Annotated in this window: 27 protein-coding genes; 16 read left to right on the forward strand and 11 right to left on the reverse strand. The window is 71.5% G+C overall.

Annotated elements, in window-relative coordinates:
• Nucleotides 1-45 precede the first annotated feature (45 nt).
• Entirely contained in the window at nucleotides 46-2,196 is a 2,151-nt protein-coding gene (locus ACA511_RS00725) for a (Fe-S)-binding protein (RefSeq protein ID WP_375022028.1), read from the reverse strand.
• Between the two features lie 292 nt (nucleotides 2,197-2,488).
• On the opposite strand from ACA511_RS00725, the gene ACA511_RS00730 reads away from it, so the two are divergent.
• Nucleotides 2,489-3,091, forward strand: coding sequence for a TIGR03086 family metal-binding protein (locus tag ACA511_RS00730; RefSeq protein ID WP_375022029.1), 603 nt, complete (start codon nucleotides 2,489-2,491; stop codon nucleotides 3,089-3,091).
• An 85-nt stretch (nucleotides 3,092-3,176) separates the two neighbouring features.
• Here ACA511_RS00730 and ACA511_RS00735 read toward each other — a convergent pair whose 3' ends face one another.
• Nucleotides 3,177-4,397, reverse strand: coding sequence for an acetyl-CoA C-acetyltransferase (locus tag ACA511_RS00735; RefSeq protein WP_375022030.1), 1,221 nt, complete (start codon nucleotides 4,395-4,397; stop codon nucleotides 3,177-3,179).
• A 78-nt stretch (nucleotides 4,398-4,475) separates the two neighbouring features.
• Here ACA511_RS00735 and ACA511_RS00740 point away from each other — a divergent pair, with 78 nt between their 5' ends.
• On the forward strand, nucleotides 4,476-6,041 hold the full coding sequence (locus ACA511_RS00740) for a 3-hydroxyacyl-CoA dehydrogenase (RefSeq protein WP_375022031.1): 1,566 nt from the start codon (nucleotides 4,476-4,478) through the stop codon (nucleotides 6,039-6,041).
• Between the two features lie 81 nt (nucleotides 6,042-6,122).
• On the opposite strand, the gene ACA511_RS00745 is transcribed toward ACA511_RS00740, so the two are convergent.
• Genes ACA511_RS00745 through ACA511_RS00760 form a run of 4 tightly spaced genes read right to left on the reverse strand, consistent with a single transcriptional unit; the run spans nucleotide 6,123 to nucleotide 7,559 of the window.
• Nucleotides 6,123-6,323 carry a DUF397 domain-containing protein gene (locus tag ACA511_RS00745; protein WP_375022032.1) on the reverse strand — a complete coding sequence of 67 codons (201 nt, stop codon included), beginning with the start codon at nucleotides 6,321-6,323 and terminating at the stop codon, nucleotides 6,123-6,125.
• Complete coding sequence (locus tag ACA511_RS00750) at nucleotides 6,313-6,513, reverse strand: DUF397 domain-containing protein (protein WP_375022033.1); 201 nt, start codon at nucleotides 6,511-6,513, stop codon at nucleotides 6,313-6,315. Before ACA511_RS00750 ends, ACA511_RS00745 begins: the two co-directional genes overlap by 11 nt.
• Complete coding sequence (locus ACA511_RS00755) at nucleotides 6,503-6,775, reverse strand: DUF397 domain-containing protein (protein WP_375022034.1); 273 nt, start codon at nucleotides 6,773-6,775, stop codon at nucleotides 6,503-6,505. The genes ACA511_RS00750 and ACA511_RS00755 overlap by 11 nt, the downstream gene beginning before the upstream one ends.
• Nucleotides 6,696-7,559 (reverse strand): helix-turn-helix domain-containing protein, encoded by an 864-nt coding sequence (locus ACA511_RS00760; protein ID WP_375022035.1) that lies wholly within the window; start codon nucleotides 7,557-7,559, stop codon nucleotides 6,696-6,698. Before ACA511_RS00760 ends, ACA511_RS00755 begins: the two co-directional genes overlap by 80 nt.
• A 347-nt stretch (nucleotides 7,560-7,906) precedes the next feature.
• On the opposite strand from ACA511_RS00760, the gene ACA511_RS00765 reads away from it, so the two are divergent.
• The 12 genes from ACA511_RS00765 (at nucleotide 7,907) to ACA511_RS00820 (ending at nucleotide 19,460) form a co-directional block, all read left to right on the forward strand.
• Nucleotides 7,907-8,233 carry a hypothetical protein gene (locus ACA511_RS00765; protein WP_375022036.1) on the forward strand — a complete coding sequence of 109 codons (327 nt, stop codon included), beginning with the start codon at nucleotides 7,907-7,909 and terminating at the stop codon, nucleotides 8,231-8,233.
• Nucleotides 8,230-8,499 carry a hypothetical protein gene (locus tag ACA511_RS00770; protein ID WP_375022037.1) on the forward strand — a complete coding sequence of 90 codons (270 nt, stop codon included), beginning with the start codon at nucleotides 8,230-8,232 and terminating at the stop codon, nucleotides 8,497-8,499. The genes ACA511_RS00765 and ACA511_RS00770 overlap by 4 nt, the downstream gene beginning before the upstream one ends.
• Nucleotides 8,500-8,599: 100 nt before the next feature.
• Complete coding sequence (locus ACA511_RS00775) at nucleotides 8,600-9,319, forward strand: ABC transporter ATP-binding protein (RefSeq protein ID WP_375022038.1); 720 nt, start codon at nucleotides 8,600-8,602, stop codon at nucleotides 9,317-9,319.
• Nucleotides 9,316-10,035, forward strand: a complete 720-nt coding sequence (locus ACA511_RS00780; RefSeq protein ID WP_375022039.1) for a hypothetical protein — start codon at nucleotides 9,316-9,318, stop codon at nucleotides 10,033-10,035. The genes ACA511_RS00775 and ACA511_RS00780 overlap by 4 nt, the downstream gene beginning before the upstream one ends.
• On the forward strand, nucleotides 10,032-11,153 hold the full coding sequence (locus ACA511_RS00785; protein WP_375022040.1) for a sensor histidine kinase: 1,122 nt from the start codon (nucleotides 10,032-10,034) through the stop codon (nucleotides 11,151-11,153). The genes ACA511_RS00780 and ACA511_RS00785 overlap by 4 nt, the downstream gene beginning before the upstream one ends.
• Complete coding sequence (locus tag ACA511_RS00790) at nucleotides 11,150-11,881, forward strand: response regulator (RefSeq protein ID WP_375022041.1); 732 nt, start codon at nucleotides 11,150-11,152, stop codon at nucleotides 11,879-11,881. The genes ACA511_RS00785 and ACA511_RS00790 overlap by 4 nt, the downstream gene beginning before the upstream one ends.
• A 313-nt stretch (nucleotides 11,882-12,194) precedes the next feature.
• The gene (gene dnaK / locus ACA511_RS00795) at nucleotides 12,195-14,054 is read left to right on the forward strand and encodes a molecular chaperone DnaK (RefSeq protein WP_375022042.1); all 1,860 of its coding nucleotides are present in this window, start codon (nucleotides 12,195-12,197) and stop codon (nucleotides 14,052-14,054) included.
• Nucleotides 14,048-14,686, forward strand: a complete 639-nt coding sequence (gene grpE / locus ACA511_RS00800; protein ID WP_375024661.1) for a nucleotide exchange factor GrpE — start codon at nucleotides 14,048-14,050, stop codon at nucleotides 14,684-14,686. Before dnaK ends, grpE begins: the two co-directional genes overlap by 7 nt.
• Before the next feature lie 89 nt (nucleotides 14,687-14,775).
• The gene (gene dnaJ / locus ACA511_RS00805; protein ID WP_375022043.1) at nucleotides 14,776-15,954 is read left to right on the forward strand and encodes a molecular chaperone DnaJ; all 1,179 of its coding nucleotides are present in this window, start codon (nucleotides 14,776-14,778) and stop codon (nucleotides 15,952-15,954) included.
• A gap of 4 nt (nucleotides 15,955-15,958) precedes the next feature.
• Entirely contained in the window at nucleotides 15,959-16,405 is a 447-nt protein-coding gene (locus tag ACA511_RS00810) for a heat shock protein transcriptional repressor HspR (protein WP_375022044.1), read from the forward strand.
• 26 nt (nucleotides 16,406-16,431) lie between these two features.
• Nucleotides 16,432-19,029, forward strand: a complete 2,598-nt coding sequence (gene clpB / locus ACA511_RS00815) for an ATP-dependent chaperone ClpB (protein WP_375022045.1) — start codon at nucleotides 16,432-16,434, stop codon at nucleotides 19,027-19,029.
• Between the two features lie 149 nt (nucleotides 19,030-19,178).
• Nucleotides 19,179-19,460: a DUF305 domain-containing protein gene (locus ACA511_RS00820; RefSeq protein WP_375022046.1), complete on the forward strand. Its 282-nt coding sequence runs from the start codon at nucleotides 19,179-19,181 to the stop codon at nucleotides 19,458-19,460.
• 55 nt (nucleotides 19,461-19,515) lie between these two features.
• Here ACA511_RS00820 and ACA511_RS00825 read toward each other — a convergent pair whose 3' ends face one another.
• From ACA511_RS00825 to ACA511_RS00845, 5 genes are all read right to left on the reverse strand, one after another.
• Nucleotides 19,516-19,887, reverse strand: coding sequence for a hypothetical protein (locus ACA511_RS00825; RefSeq protein WP_375022047.1), 372 nt, complete (start codon nucleotides 19,885-19,887; stop codon nucleotides 19,516-19,518).
• 23 nt (nucleotides 19,888-19,910) lie between these two features.
• Nucleotides 19,911-20,327, reverse strand: coding sequence for a roadblock/LC7 domain-containing protein (locus ACA511_RS00830; protein ID WP_375022048.1), 417 nt, complete (start codon nucleotides 20,325-20,327; stop codon nucleotides 19,911-19,913).
• Between the two features lie 40 nt (nucleotides 20,328-20,367).
• The gene (locus ACA511_RS00835; RefSeq protein ID WP_375022049.1) at nucleotides 20,368-21,024 is read right to left on the reverse strand and encodes a hypothetical protein; all 657 of its coding nucleotides are present in this window, start codon (nucleotides 21,022-21,024) and stop codon (nucleotides 20,368-20,370) included.
• Between the two features lies 1 nt (nucleotide 21,025).
• On the reverse strand, nucleotides 21,026-21,403 hold the full coding sequence (locus tag ACA511_RS00840; RefSeq protein ID WP_375022050.1) for a hypothetical protein: 378 nt from the start codon (nucleotides 21,401-21,403) through the stop codon (nucleotides 21,026-21,028).
• A 215-nt stretch (nucleotides 21,404-21,618) separates the two neighbouring features.
• Nucleotides 21,619-22,404, reverse strand: a complete 786-nt coding sequence (locus tag ACA511_RS00845; protein ID WP_375022051.1) for an SDR family NAD(P)-dependent oxidoreductase — start codon at nucleotides 22,402-22,404, stop codon at nucleotides 21,619-21,621.
• A 103-nt stretch (nucleotides 22,405-22,507) separates the two neighbouring features.
• On the opposite strand from ACA511_RS00845, the gene ACA511_RS00850 reads away from it, so the two are divergent.
• Nucleotides 22,508-23,089 carry a TetR/AcrR family transcriptional regulator gene (locus ACA511_RS00850; RefSeq protein WP_375022052.1) on the forward strand — a complete coding sequence of 194 codons (582 nt, stop codon included), beginning with the start codon at nucleotides 22,508-22,510 and terminating at the stop codon, nucleotides 23,087-23,089.
• A gap of 46 nt (nucleotides 23,090-23,135) precedes the next feature.
• Entirely contained in the window at nucleotides 23,136-24,119 is a 984-nt protein-coding gene (locus tag ACA511_RS00855; RefSeq protein WP_375022053.1) for an NAD-dependent epimerase/dehydratase family protein, read from the forward strand.
• Nucleotides 24,120-24,157 lie beyond the last annotated feature (38 nt).

Raw genomic sequence — 24,157 nt, forward strand, 5'->3', positions numbered from 1 at the left:
TCGGGGTCCTTCGTCGTCCGGAGGGATCCGGCGGAGTCCGCGCCGCTATTCGGCGGCGACGGTCTCCTTCTCCGGGGTGGTGCCTTCGCCCTTGATGGAGCGGATCAGGAGCTGGGAGACGTCCACGACTTCCAGGGTCTCCTTGGCCGCGCCCTCGTTCTTCTTCTCGTTGATGGCGTCGCCGAGCATGACCAGGCAGAACGGGCAGGCGGTGGAGACGGTGTCGGGGTTGGTCTCCAGCGCCTCGTCCACGCGCTCGGTGTTGATGCGCTTGCCGATGCGCTCTTCCATCCACATCCGCGCGCCGCCGGCGCCGCAGCAGAAACCGCGGTCCTTGTGCCGGTGCATCTCCTGGGTCTTGACCCCGGGGACGGTGGCCATGATGTCGCGCGGCTGCTTGTAGACCTTGTTGTGGCGGCCCAGGAAGCAGGGGTCGTGGTAGGTGATGTTCTCCTCGATCGGCGTGACCGGGGTGAGCCTGCCCTCCTCGACCAGGTGCGCCAGCAGCTGGGTGTGGTGGACGACCTCGTAGTTCCCGCCGATCTGCGGGTACTCGTTGGCCAGGGTGTTGAAGCAGTGCGGGCAGGTCGCCACGATCTTCTGCACGCCCGCGTCGTTGAGCGTCTCCACGTTCTGCTGGCCGAGCATCTGGAAGACGAACTCCATGCCCAGGCGGCGGGCCGGGTCACCGGTGCACGCCTCCATCGGGCCCAGCACGGCGAACTTGACGCCCGCGATGTGCAGCAGCTCGGCGACGGCCTTGGTGGTCTTCTTGGCCCGGTCCTCCAGCGCGCCGGCGCAGCCGACCCAGAACAGGTACTCGGTGTCGTCGGAGACCTTGTCGTCGACGACCTGCACCTCGAAGTCCAGCTCCTCGACCCAGTCGAGGCGCTTGGTCTCCGACATGCCCCACGGGTTGCCCTTGTTCTCCAGGTTCTTCAGCATCACGCCGGCCTCGGACGGGAACGAGGACTCGATCATGACCTGGAAGCGGCGCATGTCCAGGATGTGGTCGATGTGCTCGATGTCGACCGGGCACTGCTCCACGCACGCGCCGCAGTTGGTGCACGACCACAGCACGTCGGGGTGGATGACGCCGTCGTCGCCGACGAGTTCCTTGTCCACCTGCATGGCGAGCTTCTGCTCGTCGGTGAACTTCGCCCGCTCCTCCTCCGAGGCGATCATGTACGGCGCCTTGGCGAGGGCGTGGTCGCGCAGTTCGAGCACGAGCATCTTCGGCGACAGCGGCTTGCCGGTGTTCCACGCGGGGCACTGGGACTGGCAGCGACCGCACTCGGTGCAGGTCGCCATGTCGAGGAAGCCCTTCCAGGTGAAGTCCTCGATCTTGCCGCGGCCGAAGACGTCCTCGTCGGGGTCGGCCTCCTCGAAGTCGAGGGGCTTGCCGCCCGACATCATCGGCTGCGCGGCGCCGAGGCCGTCCGGGCGGCGCTTGAACATGACGTTCAGCGGGGCCAGGAAGATGTGCAGGTGCTTGGAGTGGACCACGAACACCAGGAACACCAGCGCGACACCGATGTGGGCCAGCAGCGCGACCGATTCGAGGACTTCGAGCGTGCCGTCGCTGCCGATGCCGTCGAACAGGTCGCCGGTCAGGTGCGAGAAGTACGCGGCGCCGCCGTAGCCGAAGTTGTCGCGGGCGACCTCAACGCCGCGGAAGAAGAACATCGTCCAGACCACGTTGAAGATCATGAACAGCGTGATCCACGCGCCGGACAGGTGCGAGCCCTTGAACCGCGACTTGCGGCCGATCCGCTTCGGCGAGTTCTTCACCCGGATCGCGGTGAACACCGCCAGCCCGGCGAGACACGCCAGCGCGATGGTGTCCTGCACGAACCCGATCGGCCCCCACGTCTGCAGGCCCGGGATGTGCGCCTCCAGCCCGAACAGCAGCTGGACCGCGGCCTCCAGGTACACCGTCGCCAGCAGGAAGAACGCCCACATCACCGCGAAGTGCGCCGCGCCCGCCACGGTCCACTTCAGCAGCTTTCGCTGCCCCAGGACCTCGACCGCCTGGCCTTCAACGGCCTTCTTGGGGTCACGCTTGACCTGCAGCGTCCGTTCGGGGTCGGGCTGCCCGCTCTTGGCGATGCTGTACAGGAACAGCACCCGCCTCGCGGCGAGCGCCAGAGCGACCGCCGCACCGGCGAGCCCAATGACCAACGTGATCCAGAACACTGTTCCGTCCTCCTGGGGTACGGGCGTTGGCAGTCAGCGTAGGGCTCGCGAAATACTGCCCTTCACCCGGGGCCCGAATACTACTCGGTAGTAGCTTATGCGTCACATGCCCTGGTCAGCACACTTCAGGCCCTTCCCGGGGCCCCGATGCACCGGCCGCGAGCCGTGTCGTCCGTCATACCTTAGAGATTCCGGGCGCCGATGAGTATCGGCGGGTTCCCGAGTCCATACCACAGGACGGCGCCCGTCCAGGGCGATCCCGTCCACCGGTACGACGAACGGAGAGCTCCAAGTGACCTCGAACCCAGACCTGCTACCCGCCGCCCAGCGCATGGCCGCCCTGCTCGCGAACGTCCCCGACCACCGGCTCGACGCGCCGACGCCCTGCGCCGACACGTCCCTGGGCGCGCTGATCGACCACGTCAGCGGGCTGTCCCTCGCCTTCACCTGGGCCGCCGCGAAAGACCTCCCGGAGGGCGGGACGCAGCCGCCGTCCGCCGACGCGTCCAGCCTCCCCCCGGACTGGCGGACCCGCCTCCCCGAGCAGCTCGACGCGCTCGCCGCCGCGTGGCGCTCCCCGGACGCGTGGTCGGGCATGACCGCCGCCGGGGGCGTCGACCTGCCCGGCGAGGAGGCCGGGAAGGTCGCGATGAACGAGCTGGTCGTCCACGGCTGGGACGTCGCCCGCGCCACCGGGCAGAGCTACGCCGCGGGCGAGGACGAGATCGAGTCCTGCCTGGCCTTCGTCGCCCCGACGGTCGAGCAGAGCGGCGGCAAGGGCGTCCCCGGTCTCTTCGGCCCCGCCGTCCCGGCCCCCGACGACGCGCCCGCCCTCGACCGGCTCATCGCCATGACCGGGCGCGACCCGTCCTGGACCCCCGGCCCGGTGCGGTGACCACGAACGTCGGCCGGGTCGTCCCTCCGTTGACTTGCGGCGTGTTGTTGTTATCGGCCTTGCCATAACAACAACACGCCGCAAGTCAACGGACCTGGTGGACGCGTTCGAAGACGGCGGCGAGGCCCTGGCCGCCGCCGATGCACATCGTCTCCAGGCCGTAGCGCGCCTCGCGGCGGTGCATCTCGCGGGCGAGGGTGGCGAGGATGCGGGCGCCGGTCGCGCCGACGGGGTGGCCGAGGGAGATGCCGGAGCCGTGCACGTTGACGCGGTCCCAGTCGGCGTCCTTGAGCCCCCATTCGCGGGTCACGGCGAGGACCTGCGCGGCGAACGCCTCGTTCAGCTCGATGAGGTCCATGTCGGCGAGGGTGAGGCCGGCGGCGGCCAGGGCCTTGGCGGTGGCGGGCACGGGGCCGATGCCCATCGTCTCCGGCGGGACGCCGGCGCGGCCCCACGAGACGAGCCGGACGAGGGGGCGCAGCCCCAGCTCGGCGGCCCGCTCGGACGTGGTGACGACGCAGACGGCGGCGGCGTCGTTCTGGCCGCTGGCGTTGCCGGCGGTCACGGTGGCCTCGGCGTCCTGCTTGCCGAGCACCGGACGCAGTCTCGCCAGGCTCTCGACGGTGGTGTCGGGACGCGGATGCTCGTCGGTGTCGACGACCGTGTCCCCCTTCCGGGACTTCACGGTCACCGGGACGATCTCTTCCGCGAACACGCCCGACCGCTGGGCGGCCACGGCGCGCTCGTGCGAGCGGACGGCCAGTTCGTCCTGCTCACGGCGGCCGATGCCGTACTCGCGGCGCAGGTTCTCGGCGGTCTCCAGCATGCCGCCGGGCACCGGGTGGCGGACGCCTCCGGCGGTGACGCGGCCCTGCGCGAGCGCGTCGTGGAGTTCGAGGGACGGCCCGCGGACGCCCCAGCGCGCCCGCGTCGTGTAGAACGGCGCGCCGCTCATGCTCTCCGCACCGCCCGCGATGATCACCTCACTGACGCCGGTCTGGATCTGCATGGCCGCGTTCAGGACGGCCTGGAGCCCGGACCCGCAGCGCCGGTCGAGCTGGGCGCCGCCGACGGACACGGGCAGCCCGGCGTCCAGCGCGGCGACGCGTCCGATGGCGGGGGCGTCGGAGGTGGGGTAGCAGTGGCCGAGGATCACCTCGTCGATCGCGTCGCCGGGCAGGCCGGTGCGCTCGACCAGCGCCCGGACGGCGGCGGCGGCGAGCTCGACGGCCGGGACGGTCTTCAGCGTCCCGCCGAACCGGCCGATCGGGGTACGCAGCGGCTCGCAGATCACCGCGTCGCGCATGGTGGGCTCCTCAGGCTCTGGGACGGGCACTCCGCAGGCTACGACCCCGGTTCCGCGGGGCGGCCCCGGGGCTGTTGAATGCGTGGAGCGGACGACGGCGAGGAGGCCACGGTGGAGCAGTGGGCGCGGCAGGTGACGACGATCCGGGTGATCGGCACCGGGGCGATGGGACGCGGGATCGCGCAGCTCGCCGCGGCGGGCGGGCTGACCGTGGAGCTGGCCGACCTCCGGATGGAGGCCGTGGTCGGCGCGGCCGAGTACATCGGCGGCATGTTCGACAAGCTCGTGCGCAAGGGGCGGATGACCGCCGAGGAGGCGGCGGCGGCGAAGGGACGGCTCCGCCCGGTCGGCGAACCGCTCACCCCGTTCCAGAATTGCGATCTCGTGGTCGAGGCCGTCCGGGAGGACATGGACACCAAGCGCGAGCTGTTCACGTCCCTGGAGAAGGTGTGCCCGAAGCACACGATCCTGGTGACCAACACCAGTTCGCTGCCGGTGACGGCCATCGCGGCCGGTTTGGAGGACCCGTCCAGGGTCGCGGGCCTGCATTTCTTCAATCCGGTGCCGCTGATGCGCCTCGTAGAGGTGATCCCAGGGGCGCGCACGGCGGAGTGGATCCCGGACGCGCTCGCCGACCTCGTCCGGCGCCTCGGGCACGAACCGGTCATCGCGCCGGACGCGCCTGGGTTCCTCGTCAACCACGCTGGGCGCGGCCTGGTGACGGAGGCCCTCCAGATCCTGTCCGAGGGGATCGCCGAGCCCGTCGACATGGACCGCATCGCGCGGGACGTCCTTGGCCTCAAGATGGGCCCCTGCGAGCTGCTCGACCTCACCGGCATCGACGTCTCGCACCCGGTCATGGAATCCATCTGGACGGGTTTCTACACGGAGCCGCGCTTCCGTCCGTCCAGGCTCGGGCGGGCCCGTCTTGAGGCCGGTCTGTACGGACGCAAGACGGGCGAAGGTTTCTACAAGTACGTGGACGGCGCCAAGCAAGAGCCACCGGAGGTCACCGTCCCTGCTGTGGAACCGCGCCCAGTCTGGGTACACGGCGACGTCCGTGAGGAACTAGGCGCCCTGCTGTCCAGTGCAGGTATAGAGGTCGAGTCCGGGGACGAGCCGTCGAGCCGAGCCATCGTCCTGGTCGCCCCGTTCGGCCAGAGCACGGTAGCCGCCGCCGAGGGCCTCCCCGTTGAGCGCACCTTGGGCGTAGACCCACTCGGTGGGTTCTTCACCCGCCTCACCGTGGCCGTCCACCCGGGTCTCGACATGGACGCAGGCCGCGCCGGTCTCGCGGCCCTCTCCGCCACCGGACGCGCCATGACCGTCGTGCGCGACTCCCCCGCCCCCGTGGCCCAGCGGCTCCTCGCCTCGGTCGTGAACGTGGGCTGCGGCATCGCCGAACAGCGTCTCGCCCGCCCCGAGGACATCGACACCGCCGTCCGGCTCGGCCTCGGCTATCCGCGCGGCCCGCTGGAGTGGGGCGACCACGAGGGCGCCGACCGCGTCCTGCGCATCCTGCGCGGCCTGCACGGAACCACCGGCGACCCCCGCTACCGTCCGAGCGCCTGGCTGACCGAGCGCGCGGCCCTCGCCCTCCCGCTGACGCGAACCGGAACCACCCCGTCCGACCTGACCACCTGACGGATTCCGGGGCGTCCACCCGCGACGCCCTGGAACGCCGGTTCGCCGTCCCGTCCCGTCCGCCGCGCCTGACGTGCTGCGCTAGACCTCGCCGTTCTTGATCCGGGACGTCAGCGCACGCCACGCGGACGGCGCGACCGCCAGCACCGGCCCATGCCGATCCAGCGAGTCGCGGACACCCACGACGCCAGGAACGTTCAGCGCCACCTCGACACACGAGCTGTTGCCGCCCCCCGAGTGACTGCTGATCCGCCACTCGGCTGCGGAGAACTCAGAACTCATCGTTCTTGATCCGAGACGTCAGGGCCCGCCACGCGGAGGGCGCGACCACCAGCACCGGCCCGTCCCGATCCACCGAGTCCCGAACGCCTACAACGCCGGGGATGTTGAGGGCCACCTCGACACACGTGTCGTTGCCGGAACCAGAGTGGCTACTGATCCGCCACTCGGCTGCGGCGAGTTCAGAGCTCATCGTTCTTGATCCGGGACGTCAGGGCCCGCCAGGCGGAGGGTGCGACCACCAGCACGGGTCCGCCCGGATCCGTAGAGTCACGAACGCCCACGACACCAGGAACGCTGAGCGCCACCTCCACACAAGAGTTGTTGCCTGCCCCTGAGTAAGTACTGATCCGCCATTCGGTTTCGGCTGGCAACCTAAGCATGGACATGAGCTTGAAACTCCTCCCGGATGGCGGCAAAGAGCACCACCGAATCCTCTTGGGACAGGGCCGCATCGGCGATGCGGTCGAGCATCGAGCTACAACGCCGCACTTGCGTGATGTCCTCGATGTACATACTTCCTCCCATAGTCTCCACGTGTGCGGTGTCTAGTTCCAGGGGCGCCGAGAACTCGAAAATGTCTACTGAGCCTTCGCCCAGACCGGGCCGGTGCCCGTGCGCCATCGGGACGATCCGTATTGCCACTGACGGTTGTTCAGCTGCCTCTATGAGCGTCGTGAGCTGGCTCGCCATCACGGCCGGTCCGCCGACCGGGCGGCGGAGGACCTCCTCAGCCACGAGGAAGTCGAGTTCAGGAGCGTCGGTGCGCGCGAAGCGGGCGCGTCTCGCCATCCGGGCCTGCAACCGCCGATCGATCTCCTCCCGGTCATCCGGAAACGCACCAGCGATCAGGACACGAGCGTAATCAGGAGTCTGGAGCAGGCCGGGGACGACTTCCGTTTGCCAGGTACGGATGCGATTGGCCGCGTCCTCCAGTTCGGCGTAGCCGCCGGCCAGGACGTCGCCGAAGGCTGCCCACCAGCCCCGGGTGCGGATGTCGCGGGCGAGTTGGAGCAGTGCCGCTCGCGTCGCGAAGTCGGTGCCGTAGACGTCCAGGATGCGCTCGACGTCGGCCACGGTGGGCCTGCCCTTGGCCGTCTCGATGCGGACGAGCTTCGGGCGGCTCCAGCCCAGAAGCCCGGACGTGGTCTCGGGCGTGAGCCGAGCCTCCTCCCGGAGACGTCGAAGCTCCGTCGCCAGGCGACGGTGGCGGGCAGTGGGCCCCTGGTCTGTCGGCATGGGCGCCAGTCTCGCAGCGGTCACCATGAGTGCGCAGTCAAATACCGAATGGAATCACGGACAAGTAGTAGCGCCTTGCACTTGTCCATACCATCCTTTCTGTGTCGAACCGACTCCACAACGTCACTCGACGCAGGTGAAGGTTCGTCGCGTAGCCGTCGACGCGCTACCCCCAGGTGCGGACGGCGGTCGCGTGGGCCGCGCGGCGGGGGCTCGCCCCCGGGGTCCCGCCGCGTGGTGTACAAGAGCGAGCCGCGCCTCTGTGCGCTCGTGGACATAGGGCGGCCCCGGGACAGGTGCTGGAACACCGTTACGCCCGGGGCCTCGATCGGAAAGAGGTCCGATCTATGGGCAACCTAGCTGATTGCTCCGCAACGAGTTGGGTCTACCTCGACCCCGACCAGATCCGGCGGGAGCTGGAGGCCGCGTTCCCCGGCGTCCGAGCATGGCTCGGCGACTACACCGGGCACTGGTGGGCGCTGGTGAACGATCGCCTGGTGGAGGCGGACACGCCTCGGCTGCTCGCCGACAAGGTGCGCGAGGTCCTCGCCGTCCAGCGGGCGGCCCCACCCATCCGGAGGGCGCGGCGGCCCCGGCAGGTCACTCCCCCGTCGCGGCCCGCTCGCGTACGGCCGAAGCGGCGGCGGCACGTTCTGCTCGGGGGCTGGCGGTGAGGGCGGCGTACGAGCCGCCGCAGTTGTACGCCTGGGACGTCGGGGACGGTCAGTCCGGGGTGACCGATGACTTCGCCGCCGCGATCACCTGCGTCGATCTCGCTCTTCGTGGGGCGAGCGCAGGTGTGTGCGGTGCGATCCGGCTTGTCACCGTGTCCGTGTACGGCATGAGCGAGTACATCGAGCTCGGAGTCGTCGGCGAGGCGCGGCGCGACGACGGCGGGGTCGTGTGGGCGAGGCGCTGCTCCTGGCGGGTGACGGGCTGAGATCCCGGCGATCCCCGGATCGGAGTCATGCCGTGGTCGGAGGACGGGTTTCGACCGTGGGCTGATGACCGGGAGACGGGGGCGGCCGAAGCTGGGCGGCATGACAGCACAGACGAAGGCCGCCCCGGCGATCAGGGTCGAGGGGCTGACGAAACGGTACGGCCGGCGGACGGTGGTCGACGATCTCACGTTCACGGTCCGGGCGGGCGCGGTGACGGGGTTCTTCGGCCCGAACGGCGCGGGCAAGACCACGGCGCTGAAGGCGGTCGCGGGGCTGGCGCGGCCGTCGGCGGGCGCGGTGACGGTGCTGGGCGCGCCGGTGGCCTCGACGGTGCCGGACGCGCGCCGGGTCGGCGTCCACATCGAGCCGTGCGGCGCGCATCCCGGACGGTCGGCGCGCGCGCATCTGCGGGCGCTGGCGCTGGCGGCGGGGCTGCCGCGCCACCGCGTCGAGGAGGTCCTGGAGGTCGCCGAGCTGACGCGGGCGGCGGGCCGCCGCGTCGGCGGCTTCTCACTGGGGATGCGGCAGCGGCTCGGGCTCGCCGCGGCGCTGCTGGGCGATCCCGGGATCCTGGTGCTGGACGAGCCGGCCAACGGGCTGGACCCGCAGGGGATCCGCTGGCTCCGGACGATGCTGCGCGACCGGGCGGCGAAGGGCGGCACGGTGCTGCTGTCCAGCCATTTGCTCGCGGAGGCCGCGCAGACGGTCGACGATGTGGTCGTCATCGACCGTGGCAGGCTGGTGCACGAAGGACCGATCAGTGAGGTGGAGTCGCTGGAGGACGTGTTCCTCGAACTCACCGGAGGGTTGGAGCGATGATCGGCCTGCTTCGCGGGGAACTGCTCAAGTCGGTGACGACCCGCGCCGTGTGGGGTTTCGCGGCCGGCGGGATGGCGTTCGCCGTCCTGAACGCGGTGCTCGTCGCCGTGGCGTCGGGAACGCTCGACGAGGTGGCGGAGAAGAAGGAGGCGCTGTCGGGGCTCCCCGTCCTCCTGCTGCTGTGGGGGCTGGTCGGCGCGGCGGGCGAGTACCGCCACCGCACCGCGGCGCCCACGGCGCTGGTGGCCCGGCGCGGACGCGGAACCGTCCTGGCGGTGCGGATGGCGGCGTACGCGCTGACCGGTCTCGGGCTGGCGCTGCTGATCAACGCGGCCGCCGCCGGTGTGGCGCTGCCGCTGCTGGCGGACCAGCCCGGTCCGGACCTGACGTCCGGCCAGGTGGCCGAGGTCGTGGCGGGCAACGTCGGGGCGCTCCTGCTGGCGACGGTGCTGGGCGCGGCGCTCGGCGCGCTGATCCGGAGCCCGGTCGTCGGCGCGGTGGTGCTGCTGATCCTGGCTCTGGTGGTGCAGCCGCTGGTGAGCGGGGCGTGGGAGCGGGGGGCGAACCTGTCGCCGTTCGGCGCGGCGGACGTCATGACGGGCGGAACCCACACCACGACCCTCACGGTCGCGCAGGCCGGCGCGGTGTTCGTGGTCTGGACGGTGCTCGCGGTGCTGGTCGCGGTCGGCTGCGAACGACGGCGCGACCTGGCGTGAACGTCGCGGAGAGGATCGGGGCGGTGCGGGGCCTGCGGGCCGCGCACCGCCCGGTGCTGTTCGACATCGCGCTCGCCGCGGCGACCGTCTTCGTGGAAGTGGGGCTGCTGTTCAACGACGGCACCGAGGCCGTGCCCCTGCCGATCGCGGTGACCGTCCTCACCGGCGCGGTGCTGCTGGCCCGCCGCCGGTTCGGGGTGACGGTGACCGCGGTGACGGCCGCGTCGGCGGCCGTGCTGGCCGCGGCCGGGTACTCGCCCGGAGGCGCGCCGGCCGTCGTCGCGCTGTGGTCGCTCGCCGAGACACGCGACCGGCGCGTCTCGCTCGCGGTGCTGGCGCCGATGGTCGTGTTCCTGGAGGCCGACGGCATCTGCAGCCCGCCGGTGTCGATCGGGGCGTGGATGCTTGGGGCCTACCTCCAGACGCGCCGCCGCTACGTCCGGGCGGTGGAGGAACGGGCCGCCACCCTCGAACGCGAACGGGAGCAGCTCGACCTGATCGCGGCGCAGCGTGAACGCGGCTCGATCGCCCGTGAACTGCACGACATCGTCGCCCACTCGGTGACGGTGATGCTGATCGGGGTCCGCGGCGCCCGCGACGTCCTGGAGACCGAGCCTCAGGTGGCCGCGCGGACGCTGGAGCGGGTGGAGGCCAGCGCCGAGCAGAGCCTGGCCGAGCTGCGCCGGATCCTCGTCCTGCTGCGCGGGCGGCACACGGCGGAGACGCGCCCGCAGCCGACGCTGGCGGACCTGGACGACCTGGTCGCCGGGTACCGCGCGGCGGGGCTGCCGGTCCGGCTGGAGACCGCCGGGGAACCGCTGGACCTGCCGAGCGGGGTGGAGCTGTCCGCCTACCGGATCGTCGAGGAGGCGTTGACCAACGCGCTGAAGCACGCCGGGGCGACACTGGTCACGGTACGGCTGGGCTACGGCGAGGCGGACCTGGAGGTGCGGGTGCACGACGACGGGACGGGAACCGGCGAGCCGGGTCCCGGCGGGCACGGCCTGGTCGGGATGCGGGAGCGGGTCGCGGTGCTCGGCGGTGAGCTGGAGGCGGGCCGGTCCCCCGGCGGCGGATTCCGGGTCGCGGCACGGCTGCCGATCGGGGAGCGGACGTGACGATCCGGGTGCTGATCGTCGACGACCAGGAACTGATCCGGATCGGTTTCCGGCTGTTCCTGCAAACCCGGGAGGACCTGGAGGTCGTCGGCGAGGCCGCGGACGGGCACGAGGCCATCGCGCGGGCGGCGGAGCTGCGGCCCGACGTCATCCTGATGGACGTCCGGATGCCCCGGATGGACGGCGTCGAGGCCACCGCCCACATCACCGGTACCAACGAGCTCCGCTCGACTCACCGTCCTCCAGCCCCAACGGACGAGCTCGGCTCGACGCCCCGTCGGCCTCGCGTGTTGATCCTGACCACCTACGACCTCGATGAGTACGTGTTCGGTGCGCTGCGCGCGGGGGCGTCGGGGTTCCTGCTGAAGGACGCGCCCCGCGAGCGGCTCCTGGAGGCGATCCGCGTCGTCCACCAGGGTGAGGCGCTGCTGTCGCCGTCGATCACCCGCCGCCTGATCGAGGACTACGCCGGCCGCGCCGACCCGGTCCGGCCTGCGCCGGACCTGCTGACCGCGCTGACCCCGCGCGAGCGCGAGATGCTCCTGCTCGTGGCCCAGGGCCTGTCGAACCAGGAGATCGCGGCGCGGCTCGTCGTCACCGAGGCCACCGTGAAGAGCCACATCGGCAGCGTGTTCGCCAAGCTCCACCTCCGCGACCGCGTCCAGGCCGTCGTGCTGGCCTACGAGCACGGCATCGTCGTCCCGGGCCACCGCCCCGACTCGCTCTGACCTAGGCCGAGCCGGCTCTCCTCCTGGCGGGTGACGGACGCGGCGGCGCCCTCCTCCGTTCAGGCGATCTCCGGCCCGACCGGGCCCCTTCCGGGAACCGGAATAGGTGGCTCAATCGTCCTGTTGTAGAGGTCGTCAGCAAAGTTGAGCGAGGTCGACTCAAGTCATTTGACAAGAGGCGGCCGGTGCGGGCAACCTTGCGGACAGAGAAGACGAACCGGCCGCGCCCTGGGGGCGACCGGGGCTGCGATAACACCGGAACCGCGACATACACCGGCAACGGGGTTAACCGGAAAAGACGGAGGACGAGAACATGGCACGTGCGGTCGGCATCGACCTCGGGACGACCAACTCGGTCGTCGCGATTCTGGAGGGCGGCGAGCCCACCGTCATCGCGAACGCGGAGGGGTCGCGGACCACGCCGTCCGTCGTCGCCTTCGCCAAGAACGGCGAGGTTCTCGTCGGCGAGGTCGCCAAGCGCCAGGCGGTCACCAACGTGGACCGCACCATCCGGTCGGTCAAGCGCGAGATGGGCACCGACTGGAAAGTCAAGATCGACGACAAGGAGTTCAACCCTCAGCAGATGAGCGCGTTCGTGCTCCAGAAGCTGAAGAGGGACGCCGAGTCCTACCTGGGCGAGACCGTGACCGACGCGGTCATCACGGTTCCCGCCTACTTCTCCGACCACCAGCGGCAGGCCACCAAGGAGGCCGGCCAGATCGCGGGCCTGAACGTCCTGCGCATCATCAACGAGCCGACCTCGGCGGCGCTGGCCTACCACCTGGAGAAGGAGAACGAGGCCACCATCCTGGTCTTCGACCTCGGCGGCGGCACGTTCGACGTCTCCCTGCTGGAAGTCGGCGAAGGCGTGGTGGAGGTCAAGGCCACCAGCGGCGACAACCACCTGGGCGGCGACGACTGGGACCAGAAGGTCGTCGACTGGCTGGTCGAGAAGTTCAAGAACGCCAACGGCGTCGACCTGGCCAAGGACAAGATGGCGCTGCAGCGCCTCCGCGAGGCCGCGGAGAAGGCGAAGATCGAGCTGTCCGGCTCGTCCGAGACGCAGATCAACCTGCCGTACATCACCGCGTCCAGCGAGGGCCCGCTGCACCTGGACGAGAAGCTCACCCGGGGCGAGTTCCAGCGGATGACGTCCGACCTGCTCGACCGGACCAAGGCGCCGTTCCACTCGGTCCTGAAGGACGCCGGCATCGGCGTCGACAAGATCGACCAGGTCGTGCTGGTCGGCGGATCGACCCGGATGCCCGCCGTGTCGGACCTGGTGAAGGAGCTGACCGGCGGCAAGGAGCCGAACAAGGGCGTCAACCCGGACGAGGTCGTCGCGATCGGCGCCAGCCTCCAGGCCGGCGTGCTCAAGGGCGAGGTCAAGGACGTCCTGCTGCTGGACGTGACCCCGCTGAGCCTCGGCATCGAGACCAAGGGCGGCATCTTCACCAAGATCATCGAGCGGAACACGACGATCCCGACCAAGCGGTCGGAGACGTTCACCACCGCCGACGACAACCAGCCGTCCGTGGAGATCCAGGTCTACCAGGGCGAGCGCGAGATCGCCGCGTACAACAAGAAGCTCGGCACCTTCCAGCTCACCGGTCTGCCGCCGGCGCCGCGCGGCGTCCCGCAGATCGAGGTCACCTTCGACATCGACGCGAACGGCATCGTGAACGTCAGCGCGAAGGACCAGGGCACCGGCCGCGAGCAGTCGATGGTCATCACCGGCGGCAGCGCGCTGCCGAAGGACGACATCGAGAAGATGATGCGCGACGCCGAGGACTACGCCGAGGAGGACCGCAAGCGCAAGGAGGAGGCCGACGTCCGCAACCAGGCCGACACCCTCGCCTACTCGACCGAGAAGTTCCTGCGGGAGAACGACGAGAAGGTCCCCGCGGAGCTGAAGACCGAGGTGGGCGACGCGGTCGCCGAGGTGAAGAAGGCCCTGGAGGGCACGGACGTCGACGCCATCAAGGGCAGCGCCGAGAAGCTGGCGCAGATCAGCCAGAAGATGGGCGCGGCCATGTACGCGCAGAACCCCGAGGGCGCCCAGGCGGGCGCCGAGGACCACGGCCCGACCGCCGACGCGCAGGGCCCGCAGGACGACGAGGTCGTCGACGCGGAGATCGTGGACGAGGACAAGCCGAAGGGTGATGCATCGTGACGTCCTCTCCCAACGAGGGTGAGGAGAAGGAGGGCCCGGTGATCCGCGACAAGCGGCGCATCGATCCCGAAACGGGGGAAGTCCGGGTGCCCGCGGCGGAGTCGCCGGCCCCGGAGGCCCCGGCCGACGGGGGCGCCACGGTCTCCGACGAGGAGTTCTCCTCGCTCAAGACCCAGCTGACGGAACGTCTCGCCGACCTCCAGCGGCTCAAGGCGGAGTACGACAACTACCGCAAGCGCGTCGAGCGCGACCGGGTCGCCGTCCGCGAGCAGGCCCTCGGGCAGGTGCTGTCCGAGCTGCTCCCGGTGCTGGACGACATCGGCCGCGCCCGTGACCACGACGAGCTCAGCGGCGGGTTCAAGTCCGTCGCGGAGAGCCTGGAGGCGGTCACCGGCAAGCTCGGCCTGGAGCGGTACGGCGAGAAGGGCGAGCCCTTCGACCCGACCGTGCACGAGGCGCTCATGCACTCCCTCTCGCCGGACGTGACCGAGACGAGTGTCGTGGACGTCCTCCAGCCCGGCTACCGGATCGGCGAGCGGGTCCTGCGGCCCACGCGCGTCGCGGTGGCCGACCCCGACCCGGAGGCCGGCGCCGACGAGGCGGCCGGCGAGCCGGGCGACGACGGCGAATGAGCCCCGCGGGGCCCGTCCCTCCGGGGTCGGGCCCCGACCGGGGGCGTTGAAGACATGTGGCAAGTGGCGATAGCAGAAGGCGGGGCGCCGTGAGCACCAAGGACTACCTCGAGAAGGACTACTACAAGGTCCTCGGTGTCGCGAAGACGGCCTCGCAGGAGGAGATCAAGAAGTCCTACCGGAAGCTGGCGCGCAAGTACCACCCGGACGCCAACAAGGGGGACACGGACGCCGAGGACCGCTTCAAGGAGGTCTCCGAGGCCTACGACGTGCTGTCCGACGAGAAGCGCCGCAAGGAGTACGACTCCGTCCGGTCGATGCCGGGCGGGTTCCGCGGCCAGCAGGGCGGCGGGGGCTTCGGGTTCGACCTGGGCGACCTGTTCGGCCAGGGCGGCACCGGGACGCAGCAGGGCGGCGCCGGGGAGCGCATCGGCGACCTGTTCGGCGGCCTGTTCGGTCGCGGCGGCGGCGGTGCGGGCACCCGTCCGACGGGCGCGCGGCGCGCACGGCGCGGCGCGGACGTCGAGACCGAGGTGACGCTGTCGTTCGGGCGCGCGATGAACGGCGTGACCGTCCCGATCAAGCTGACCAGCGAGGCGGCCTGCGACAGCTGCCACGGGACGGGCGCGAAGGCCGGCACCGTGCCGCGGGTGTGCCCGAACTGCGAGGGCACCGGGCACGAGACCCGCAACCTCGGCAACTTCGGCTTCCAGGAGCCGTGCAAGGAGTGCCGCGGCCGGGGCCTCGTCGTCGACGACCCGTGCCCGATCTGCCACGGCAGCGGCCGCGCGACCGGCACCCGCACGATCCAGGCCCGCATCCCGGCGGGCGTCGCGGACGGGCAGAAGATCCGGCTGAAGGCCAAGGGCGCGCCCGGCGAGAACGGCGGCCCGGCCGGTGACCTGTACGTGCACATCAAGGTTCGGCCGCACCCGGTGTTCGGGCGCACCGGCGACAACCTCACGCTGACGATCCCGGTGACGTTCCCGGAGGCGGCGCTCGGCGGCGAGATCAGGGTGCCCACGTTCCAGGGGCAGCCCGTCACGCTGAAGCTGCCGGAGGGCACGCCCAACGGCCGCAAGTTCCGGGTGAAGGGCCGCGGCGCGCCCCGGCGGGACGGGACGAAGGGCGACCTGCTCGTCACCGTCGACGTGCGCGTCCCGCAGAAGCTCGACGAGCCGTCCCGCGAGGCGCTCGCCAAGCTCCGCGAGGCGGGTGGCGGCGAGGAGCTGCGCGCCGACATCCTCCAGCAGGCCAGGCAGGAGTGAAGGCATGGACCCCTTCGGCGATGACACTCCGGTCTATGTGATCTCGGTGGCGGCGCAGCTGTCCGGACTGCATCCGCAGACGCTGCGGACGTACGACCGGCTGGGGCTGGTGTGCCCCGGCCGGACCGCCGGACGGGGCCGCCGCTACTCGATGCGCGACATCGTGATGCTGCGCGAGATCCAGCGGCTCTCCCAGGAGGAGGGCATCAACCTCTCCGGCATCAAGCACATCCTGGAGCTGCAGCGCGACAACGTGCGGCTCCGCGAGGAGCTCGCGAAGGCGCACGGGGCGCTGGAGGAGCTCGCCAACGAACTGGAGTCGACCCGGTCCGTCGCGGCGCGGCTGGCGCAGCAGGCCCGGCACGGCGAACCGGCCGGCACGCCCGGCGCCGACCTCGTGCCGATCAGGCACACGAGCGTCGTCGTCTGGCGCGAGCGGGGCACGGAATAGGGCACGGCACTTCACGGGGACGGGACATGGACTACAAGCTGACGCAGAAGAGCCAGGAGGCGCTGTCGGTCGCGGTCCGCAGGGCGGCGGCCGAGGGGCACCCCGAAGTCGAGCCGGAGCACCTGCTGGTGGCGCTGATCGCGCTGCCGGACGGGACGGCGGTGCCGCTGCTGGAGGCGGTCGGCGCCGACTGGCAGGCGATCCGGCGGCGGGCCGAGGAGCAGCTCGCCGCGAAGCCGAGGGCGCAGGGGTCGACGGTGTCGTCCCCGCGGCTGGCCGCCCAGCTCCAGCGGTCGATCAACACGGCGGCGAACCGGGCGCAGCGGCTGGAGGACGAGTACGTCTCGACCGAGCACCTGCTGGTCGGCCTCGCCGCGGACGGCGGCCCGGCGGCGGGCCTGCTGAAGGAGTTCGGGGCGACGCCGCAGGCGCTGCTGGACGCGTTCGAGAAGGTGCGCGGCCACGCCCGCGTCACCAGCGAGAACCCCGAGGGCACCTACCAGTCGCTGGAGAAGTACGGCGTCGACCTGACGGCGGCGGCCCGCGACGGCCGGCTCGACCCGGTCATCGGCCGCGACGCGGAGATCCGCCGGGTCGTCCAGGTGCTGTCGCGCCGCACGAAGAACAACCCGGTGCTGATCGGCGAGCCCGGCGTCGGGAAGACCGCCGTGGTGGAGGGCCTGGCGCAGCGCATCATCGCGGGCGACGTGCCCGAGTCGCTGCGCGGCAAGAAGCTCGTCTCGCTGGATCTCGGCGCGATGGTCGCGGGCGCGAAGTACCGCGGCGAGTTCGAGGAGCGGCTGAAGTCCGTCCTGAACGAGATCAAGGAGAGCGAAGGGCAGATCGTCACGTTCATCGACGAGCTGCACACCGTGGTCGGGGCGGGCGCGGCCGAGGGCGCGATGGACGCCGGCAACATGCTGAAGCCGATGCTGGCGCGCGGCGAGCTGCGCATGATCGGCGCGACGACGCTGGACGAGTACCGCGAGCGCATCGAGAAGGACGCGGCCCTGGAGCGCCGGTTCCAGCAGATCTTCGTCGGCGAGCCCACGGTGGAGGACTCGATCGCGATCCTGCGCGGGCTGAAGGGCCGCTACGAGGCGCACCACAAGGTGCAGATCAACGACTCGGCGCTGGTCGCGGCGGCGACCCTGTCGGACCGCTACATCACCTCCCGGTACCTGCCGGACAAGGCGATCGACCTGGTGGACGAGGCCGCGTCGCGGCTGCGCATGGAGATCGACTCCCGTCCGGTGGAGATCGACGAGCTGCAGCGCTCGGTGGACCGGCTGAAGATGGAGGAGCTGAACCTCGCCAAGGAGACCGACGAGGCGTCCCGGCAGCGGCTCGACCGGCTGCGCGCGGACCTCGCCGACAAGCAGGAGCACCTCACCGGCCTCGTCGCCCGCTGGAACAAGGAGAAGGCGAGCCTGAACCGGGTCGGCGAGGTCAAGGAGACGATCGACCAGCTGCGCGGCGAGGCGGAGCGCGCCCAGCGCGACGGCGACCTGGAGACGTCGGCGCGGCTCACCTACGGCGAGATCCCGGCGCTGGAGAAGCAGCTGGAGGAGGCGTCGGAGGCGGCCGACAACCGCGACGCGATGGTGAAGGAGGAGGTCGGCCCGGACGACGTCGCCGACGTGGTCGCGTCCTGGACGGGCATCCCCGCGGGCCGGCTGCTCGAAGGCGAGACGGCGAAGCTGCTCCGCATGGAGGACGAGCTGGGCAGGCGCCTGATCGGGCAGGAGACGGCCGTCCGCACCGTGTCGGACGCGGTGCGCCGCGCCCGCGCGGGCATCTCCGACCCGGACCGTCCGACCGGCTCGTTCCTGTTCCTCGGCCCGACCGGCGTCGGCAAGACGGAGCTGGCGAAGGCGCTCGCGGAGTTCCTGTTCGACGACGAGCGGGCGATGACCCGCATCGACATGAGCGAGTACTCCGAGAAGCACAGCGTCGCCCGGCTGGTCGGCGCGCCGCCCGGATACGTCGGCTACGAGGAGGGCGGGCAGCTCACCGAGGCCGTCCGGCGCCGCCCGTACTCGGCGATCCTGCTGGACGAGGTGGAGAAGGCGCACCCCGAGGTCTTCGACATCCTGCTCCAGGTCCTGGACGACGGCCGCCTCACGGACGGCCAGGGCCGCACGGTCGACTTCCGCAACACGATCCTGATCCTCACGTCCAACATCGGGTCGCAGTTCCTCGTCGACCCGACGCTGGAGAACGGGGCTAAGCGGGAGGCGGTGTGGAACGCCGTCCGGAACTCGTTCAAGCCGGAGTTCCTGAACCGCCTCGACGACGTGATCCTGTTCGACGCGCTCTCCACGAGGGAGCTGACCCGCATCGTCGACCTCCAGGTCGACACGCTCGCCGACCGGCTCGCCGACCGGCAGCTGACGCTGGACGTCACGCCCGCGGCCCGCGAGTGGCTGGCGCTGACCGGCTACGACCCGCTGTACGGGGCGCGCCCGCTGCGGCGGCTCGTGCAGACGGCGATCGGCGACCAGCTCGCCCGCGAGCTGCTGTCCGGGGAGGTCCGCGACGGCGACGAGGTCGTGGTCGACCTGGACGAGGCCGCCGACCGGCTGACGGTCGGGCCGAAGAGCGGACTCGACCTCACCAAGTGACCGGGGCGGGACGGGCCGGCGCACCGCGCGCCGGCCCGTCGCGTCGTCCCGGCGTGCCGGCCCGGCACGGCCGCCGCGGGACGCCTTCACGGTCCCTTCGAGGATTATTAAAGTTTCTTTAGGGATACTCCCAGTAGCGTCCCACGGCATTGCGGCTCGCCGAATCCGGCGCGGCGGCGAACGCGCACCTGCACCACGGCGCGGCGCCGGCCACCGGCGCCAAGGAGATCGGCGCCCTGCGGAAGTCGAAGGGCGCCGGCTTCGAGCCCGCCTTCCTCAACCTGTTCATCGGCCACCAGGGCAGCGCGGTGGAGATGGCGCGGACGGAGCAGAGCAAGGGCGCCAGCCCCGACGCGAAGGCGTTCGCCCGGCGCGTCGTGGAGTCCCGGACCGCCGAGATCAAGCAGATGTTGCTCCTGCTCAACGGCTGACGGCCGCGGCCCGTCCACCGCGTGCGCCGCGGTGGACGGGCCGTCCGTCACGGCCTCACACCTCCAGGTTCTCCTCGATGTCGCGGAGGCGGTGGCGGGCCAGGGCCAGGTTGGCGCGGGACCGGTCGAGCGCCATGTAGAGGAAGAGGCCCTTGCCCTTGCGGCCGGTGACCGGGCGGATGACGTGGTACTGGCTGGAGATGCTGATGAGGATGTCCTCGATCTCCTCCTTGAGGCCGAGCTGCTCCATGGTGCGGAGCTTGGCCCGCACCACCTCGGTGTTCCCGGCGGCGGCGACCTGGAGGTCGAGGGCCTTGGAGCTGCCGAGCTGCCCGAGGGCCATGCCGCTGTTGAAGTCGACGACGGCGGCGCCGACGGCCCCGTCGATCGACATCATGTCCTTCAGCGAGAGGTCGAGGTTGGACATGCGTGCTCCCCTTCGGTTTGTCGTTACGTACGGCGCGGGCCGGTGAGGTGCGCCGCGATGGCGCGGGCGGCCGGGCGCGACTCCAGGTGGAGCCGGCCCACGTTGACGGTCGGTTCCGCGAGGACGGTGAGGGACGCGGTCGGCCCCGCCGCGTAGATGACCACGTAGCCGTCGACCCCGCGGATCACCACCTCGTGGAAGGCGCCGCCGTGCGCGGTCTGCGCGATCCGGTGCGCGAGGGACAGCCCCGTCGCCGTCACCGCCGCCATCCCGGACGGTTCGACGGACGCGGGCAGGTCCTGCGCGACGAGCAGCCCGTCCACCGACGCGACCAGGCTGCCCGTGAGCTGCGGGACGCGCGCCCGCAGCGCCCGCAGCTCCGCCGCCACCTCGGTCCCGGGGACGCGTGCCGCCGTCCCCGCCACCGCTCGTTTCGCCACCTCGTCAGCCTTTCGATCAAGCGAGCCTTGGTCGCCGCGGTCAGCCGAGCCCCACCAGGGCGGTCCGCAGCCGGTCGAGCAGGTCGTGGTCGGGCGGCGCCCACTCGGCCGGGATCTCCGTCCTGGACGGCGGGGCGCCGGGCCCGAGCGGATCGGTCCGCACCAGCGACGCCGCGGCGAGCCCGCGGACCGCGAGCAGGCAGCCGAACGCCGTCCGCCCGAGGTCGCGGGCCAGCCGCGCCGGAGTGCGCCGGCCGTCGGCGTTGAGCAGGATCTCCGCCTGGACGCCGGTCAGGATGACGCGCTGCCGCCGGACCCGCCGGACGGGCTCGACGGGCGCGACGTCCACACCGCCGTCCGGCCAGGCCGCGTCGAGGCGGGCGCGGCGCCGGCGCTGCTCGTGCACGAGCGTCGCCGCGGTGATCCGCCGGGGGCCGCCGCTCGGCGGGCCCTCGGTGAACACCGGCTCGGCCGCCGAGCCGAGGAGGAAGTAGGCGGCGTCGAACATCGCGAGCAGCGCCGGCAGTTCGGGGTCGGGCCCGGCGGGCAGGTCGCCGGGGCCGGGCGCGTGCGGGCTCTCCGCGTGGACGACGGCGCCGCGCTCGATGTGGAACGCGCCGTCGCCGCCGGCGCGCAGCACGCCGGTGCGCCTTTCCCGTTCCAGCGCGCCGAGGACGCCGGAAATGTCGCCGGCCATGTCAGGCGTCCGTCATTTCGCGGATGAGGTTCCGCATGTGCAGCCGCGCGAGCGCGAGATTGCCGTTTTCCCGGTCGAGCAGTAAATGGACGAAGAGATGCCCGTCGAGATCGGCTCCCGAGAGGGCCAGCAGGTGGTATCCGGCGGTGCCGCAGACGATGATCTCCTCGACGTCGTCGCCCGCCGGGGTGGCGCTGAGCGCCGGCGTGGACAGCACCGCCCGCACCACGTCGGTCGCGCCGGCCGCGTCCTCGTGCTGGTCGACGAGGTCCTCCCGGCCCGCCGCGGCCACAGCGAGGCCGCTGGCGCAGTCGACCAATGTCGCCCGCCGGGCTCCCGGTATCGTCATCATCCGCGCAAGGCAGTCGTCAATCCGCACTCATTCCCCCACCGAATGAGAGTTGCAGGAACTCGACCATAGCCAGAACTTTGCGGCGCGCGACACCGACCAGTTGAATCCCCACGACATCCTCCGTGCGGGATATAAATACTGCTCCGTATGCAAACCGGTCAGCGCCGCTGCACCGTTCCCGCCCGCGAAATCGGCCCGCCCCGTCCCGCCCATTCCGGTGCGCCCGCAAAAGGCGGGTGCCGTCAGGCGGTCTTGATGGCGCCTCCGTCGATGATGTGGTCGGCGCCCAGCGTGCTGCCCGCCACCGGGGACGCGAGGTAGGCGATGAGCGCCCCGACCTCCGCGGGCTCCACGAGCCGTCCGGTGAGCATGCCGGCGGCGCCCGGGAGGCCCGCGAGCAGTTCCTCGTGCCGCAGGCCCATCGACGCCGCGAGTCCCGCGCCGTAGCCGTCGGGGTCCTCCCACATCGCGGTGCGGACGGGGCCGGGCGACACCGTGTTGACGCGGACGCCGCGGGGCCCGAACTCCTCGGCGAGCGCCTTGCCGAACGCCGTGAGCGCCGCCTTGGCCGTCGTGTACGGGACGGGCCCGGAGTGCGGGACGCGCGCCGCGTTGGACGACACGTTCACGATGGCCCCCGACCGTTCGAGCAGGCTGGGCAGCGCGGCCCGGGTGGCCCGGACGGCCGCGAACAGGTTCAGCTCGAAGACCCCCTGCCAGAGATCGTCCGCGTAGGAGAGGAACCCGCCCGCGCCTCCGCCGCCGTCACCGCCGCCGACGTTGTTGACCAGGACGTCCACGCCGCCGAGCTCCCGCAGCGCGGTCTCGATCAGGCGGCGGGGCCCTTCCGCGTCCGACAGGTCGACCGGAACGTGGATCGCGCCGGTCGCCTCCAGCGCGGGCGTCATCGTGCGGGACGCGGCGACGACCCGCATCCCCTCGGCGCTGAGGGCCTCGACGGCGGCGAGGCCGATCCCCTTGCCCGCACCGGTCACCACGGCGGTCTTGTTCGTCAAGCGCAGGTCCATCGAACTCTCCTTCATGCATCAGGGCTGATGCGCTCACTCTAGAACCTGCAACACGAATGATGCAAGTACGGCCGCAGTGGTGACTCGGTTGTACTGTTAACCGGTGACCAGAGCGCTGCGTGCCGACGCCGAACGAACGGTCCGGACGATCCTGGAGGCCGCCGAGCGGGTCCTGTCGAAGGATCCGTCCGCGACGATGGAGCAGATCGCGGAGGCGGCCGGGGTCGCGCGGACGACCGTGCACCGGCGCTTCGCCACCCGGGACGCGCTGCTCGACGCGCTCACCGCGTGGGCCGCCGAGCGGTTCGCCGCGGCGGTGGACGCCGCGCGGGCCGACACCGCGCCGCCGCTCGTCGGGCTCTACCAGGTGACCGCGAACGTCCTCGAAGTGAAGATCGGGTGGGGTTTCGCGATGGGGCGGGCCGCCGCGTCGTCCGACCCCGAGGTCGCGCGGGTGCACGCGGACGTCCTGGAGAAGTGCGACGACCTCTTCCGCCGCGCCCGGGACGCCGGCGTCATCCGTCCCGACGTGGACCTGGCCTGGGCGCGCCGCGTCTACTACGCCCTCATCCACGAGGTCAGCACCGGGAACGGGACGGACGGCGAGGACGCCGGCGCCCTGGCCGGCCTGATCGTCGACACCCTGCTGCGGGGCATCGCCCCCGAAGGCGCGATTCCGCTGTGAGCGTGCCGGCCTTCCGTACAGAACGTACAGAAGGCAGGGTTCTCCCATGAGGCTTCTGATGCTGGGCGGGACGGAGTTCGTCGGACGCGCCGTCACCGACGACGCGCTCGCACGCGGCTGGGACGTGACGGTTTTCCACCGGGGCCGCCACGCGCCGCCCGAAGGCGTCCAGTCGCTGCACGGCGACCGGACCGCCGAGGACGGCCTCAAGGCCCTCGAAGACGGCGAATGGGACGCGGTCGTCGACACGTGGTCGGGCGCGCCGTCCGCGGTGCGCGACACCGCGCGGCTGCTGGACGGACGCGCCGGGCAGTACGTCTACATCTCCAGCCGCTCCGTCTACCGGTTCCCCACACCGCTCGGGCTCGGCGAAGACGCCGCCGTAGTGGACGGCTCTCCGGACGACGGCGACGTCGACTACGCGGCGGCCAAGCGCGGCGGGGAACTGGCGGCGCTCGACGTGTTCGGAGACAGGGCGCTGCTCGTGCGGGCCGGTCTCATCCTGGGCCCGTACGAGAACATCGGGCGGCTGCCCTGGTGGTTGACGCGCGTCGCCCGAGGCGGCGGCGTTCTCGCGCCCGGCCCGCGCGGCATCGGCATCCAGTACGTCGACGCGCGAGACCTCGCCGCCTGGACGCTGGACGCGGCCGTGCGAGGTCTGCACGGGCCCTACGACGTGGTCAGCCCGCCCGGCCACGCGACGATGGACGAGCTGCTCCAAGCCTGCGTCCGGGTGACGGGGTCGGATGCCGACCTCGTCTGGACGGCCCCGGAAACCATCCTCGGCGCCGGAATCCAGCCGTGGACGGACCTTCCCGTCTGGCTCCCGCCGGGCGAGGCGCACGACACCATGCACCGCGCCGACGTCACCAAGGCCCTCTCCGCGGGACTGCGCTGCCGGCCCGTCCAGGAGACGGTCGCCGACACGTGGGAATGGCTTCAGAGCATCGGCGGGCGGGCGCCGCAACGTCCCGACCGTCCCGCCGTGGGGCTGGCACCAGGCAAGGAGGCGGAGGTCCTGCGCGGCTGACCCGGCGAGCGCCTCCGGGGGCCTGATGGCGAGTGGAC

Origin of the sequence: Actinomadura sp. GTD37 (genome assembly GCF_041951365.1) — a bacterium.
In the GTDB taxonomy this organism is placed as follows: Bacteria; Actinomycetota; Actinomycetes; order Streptosporangiales; family Streptosporangiaceae; genus Spirillospora.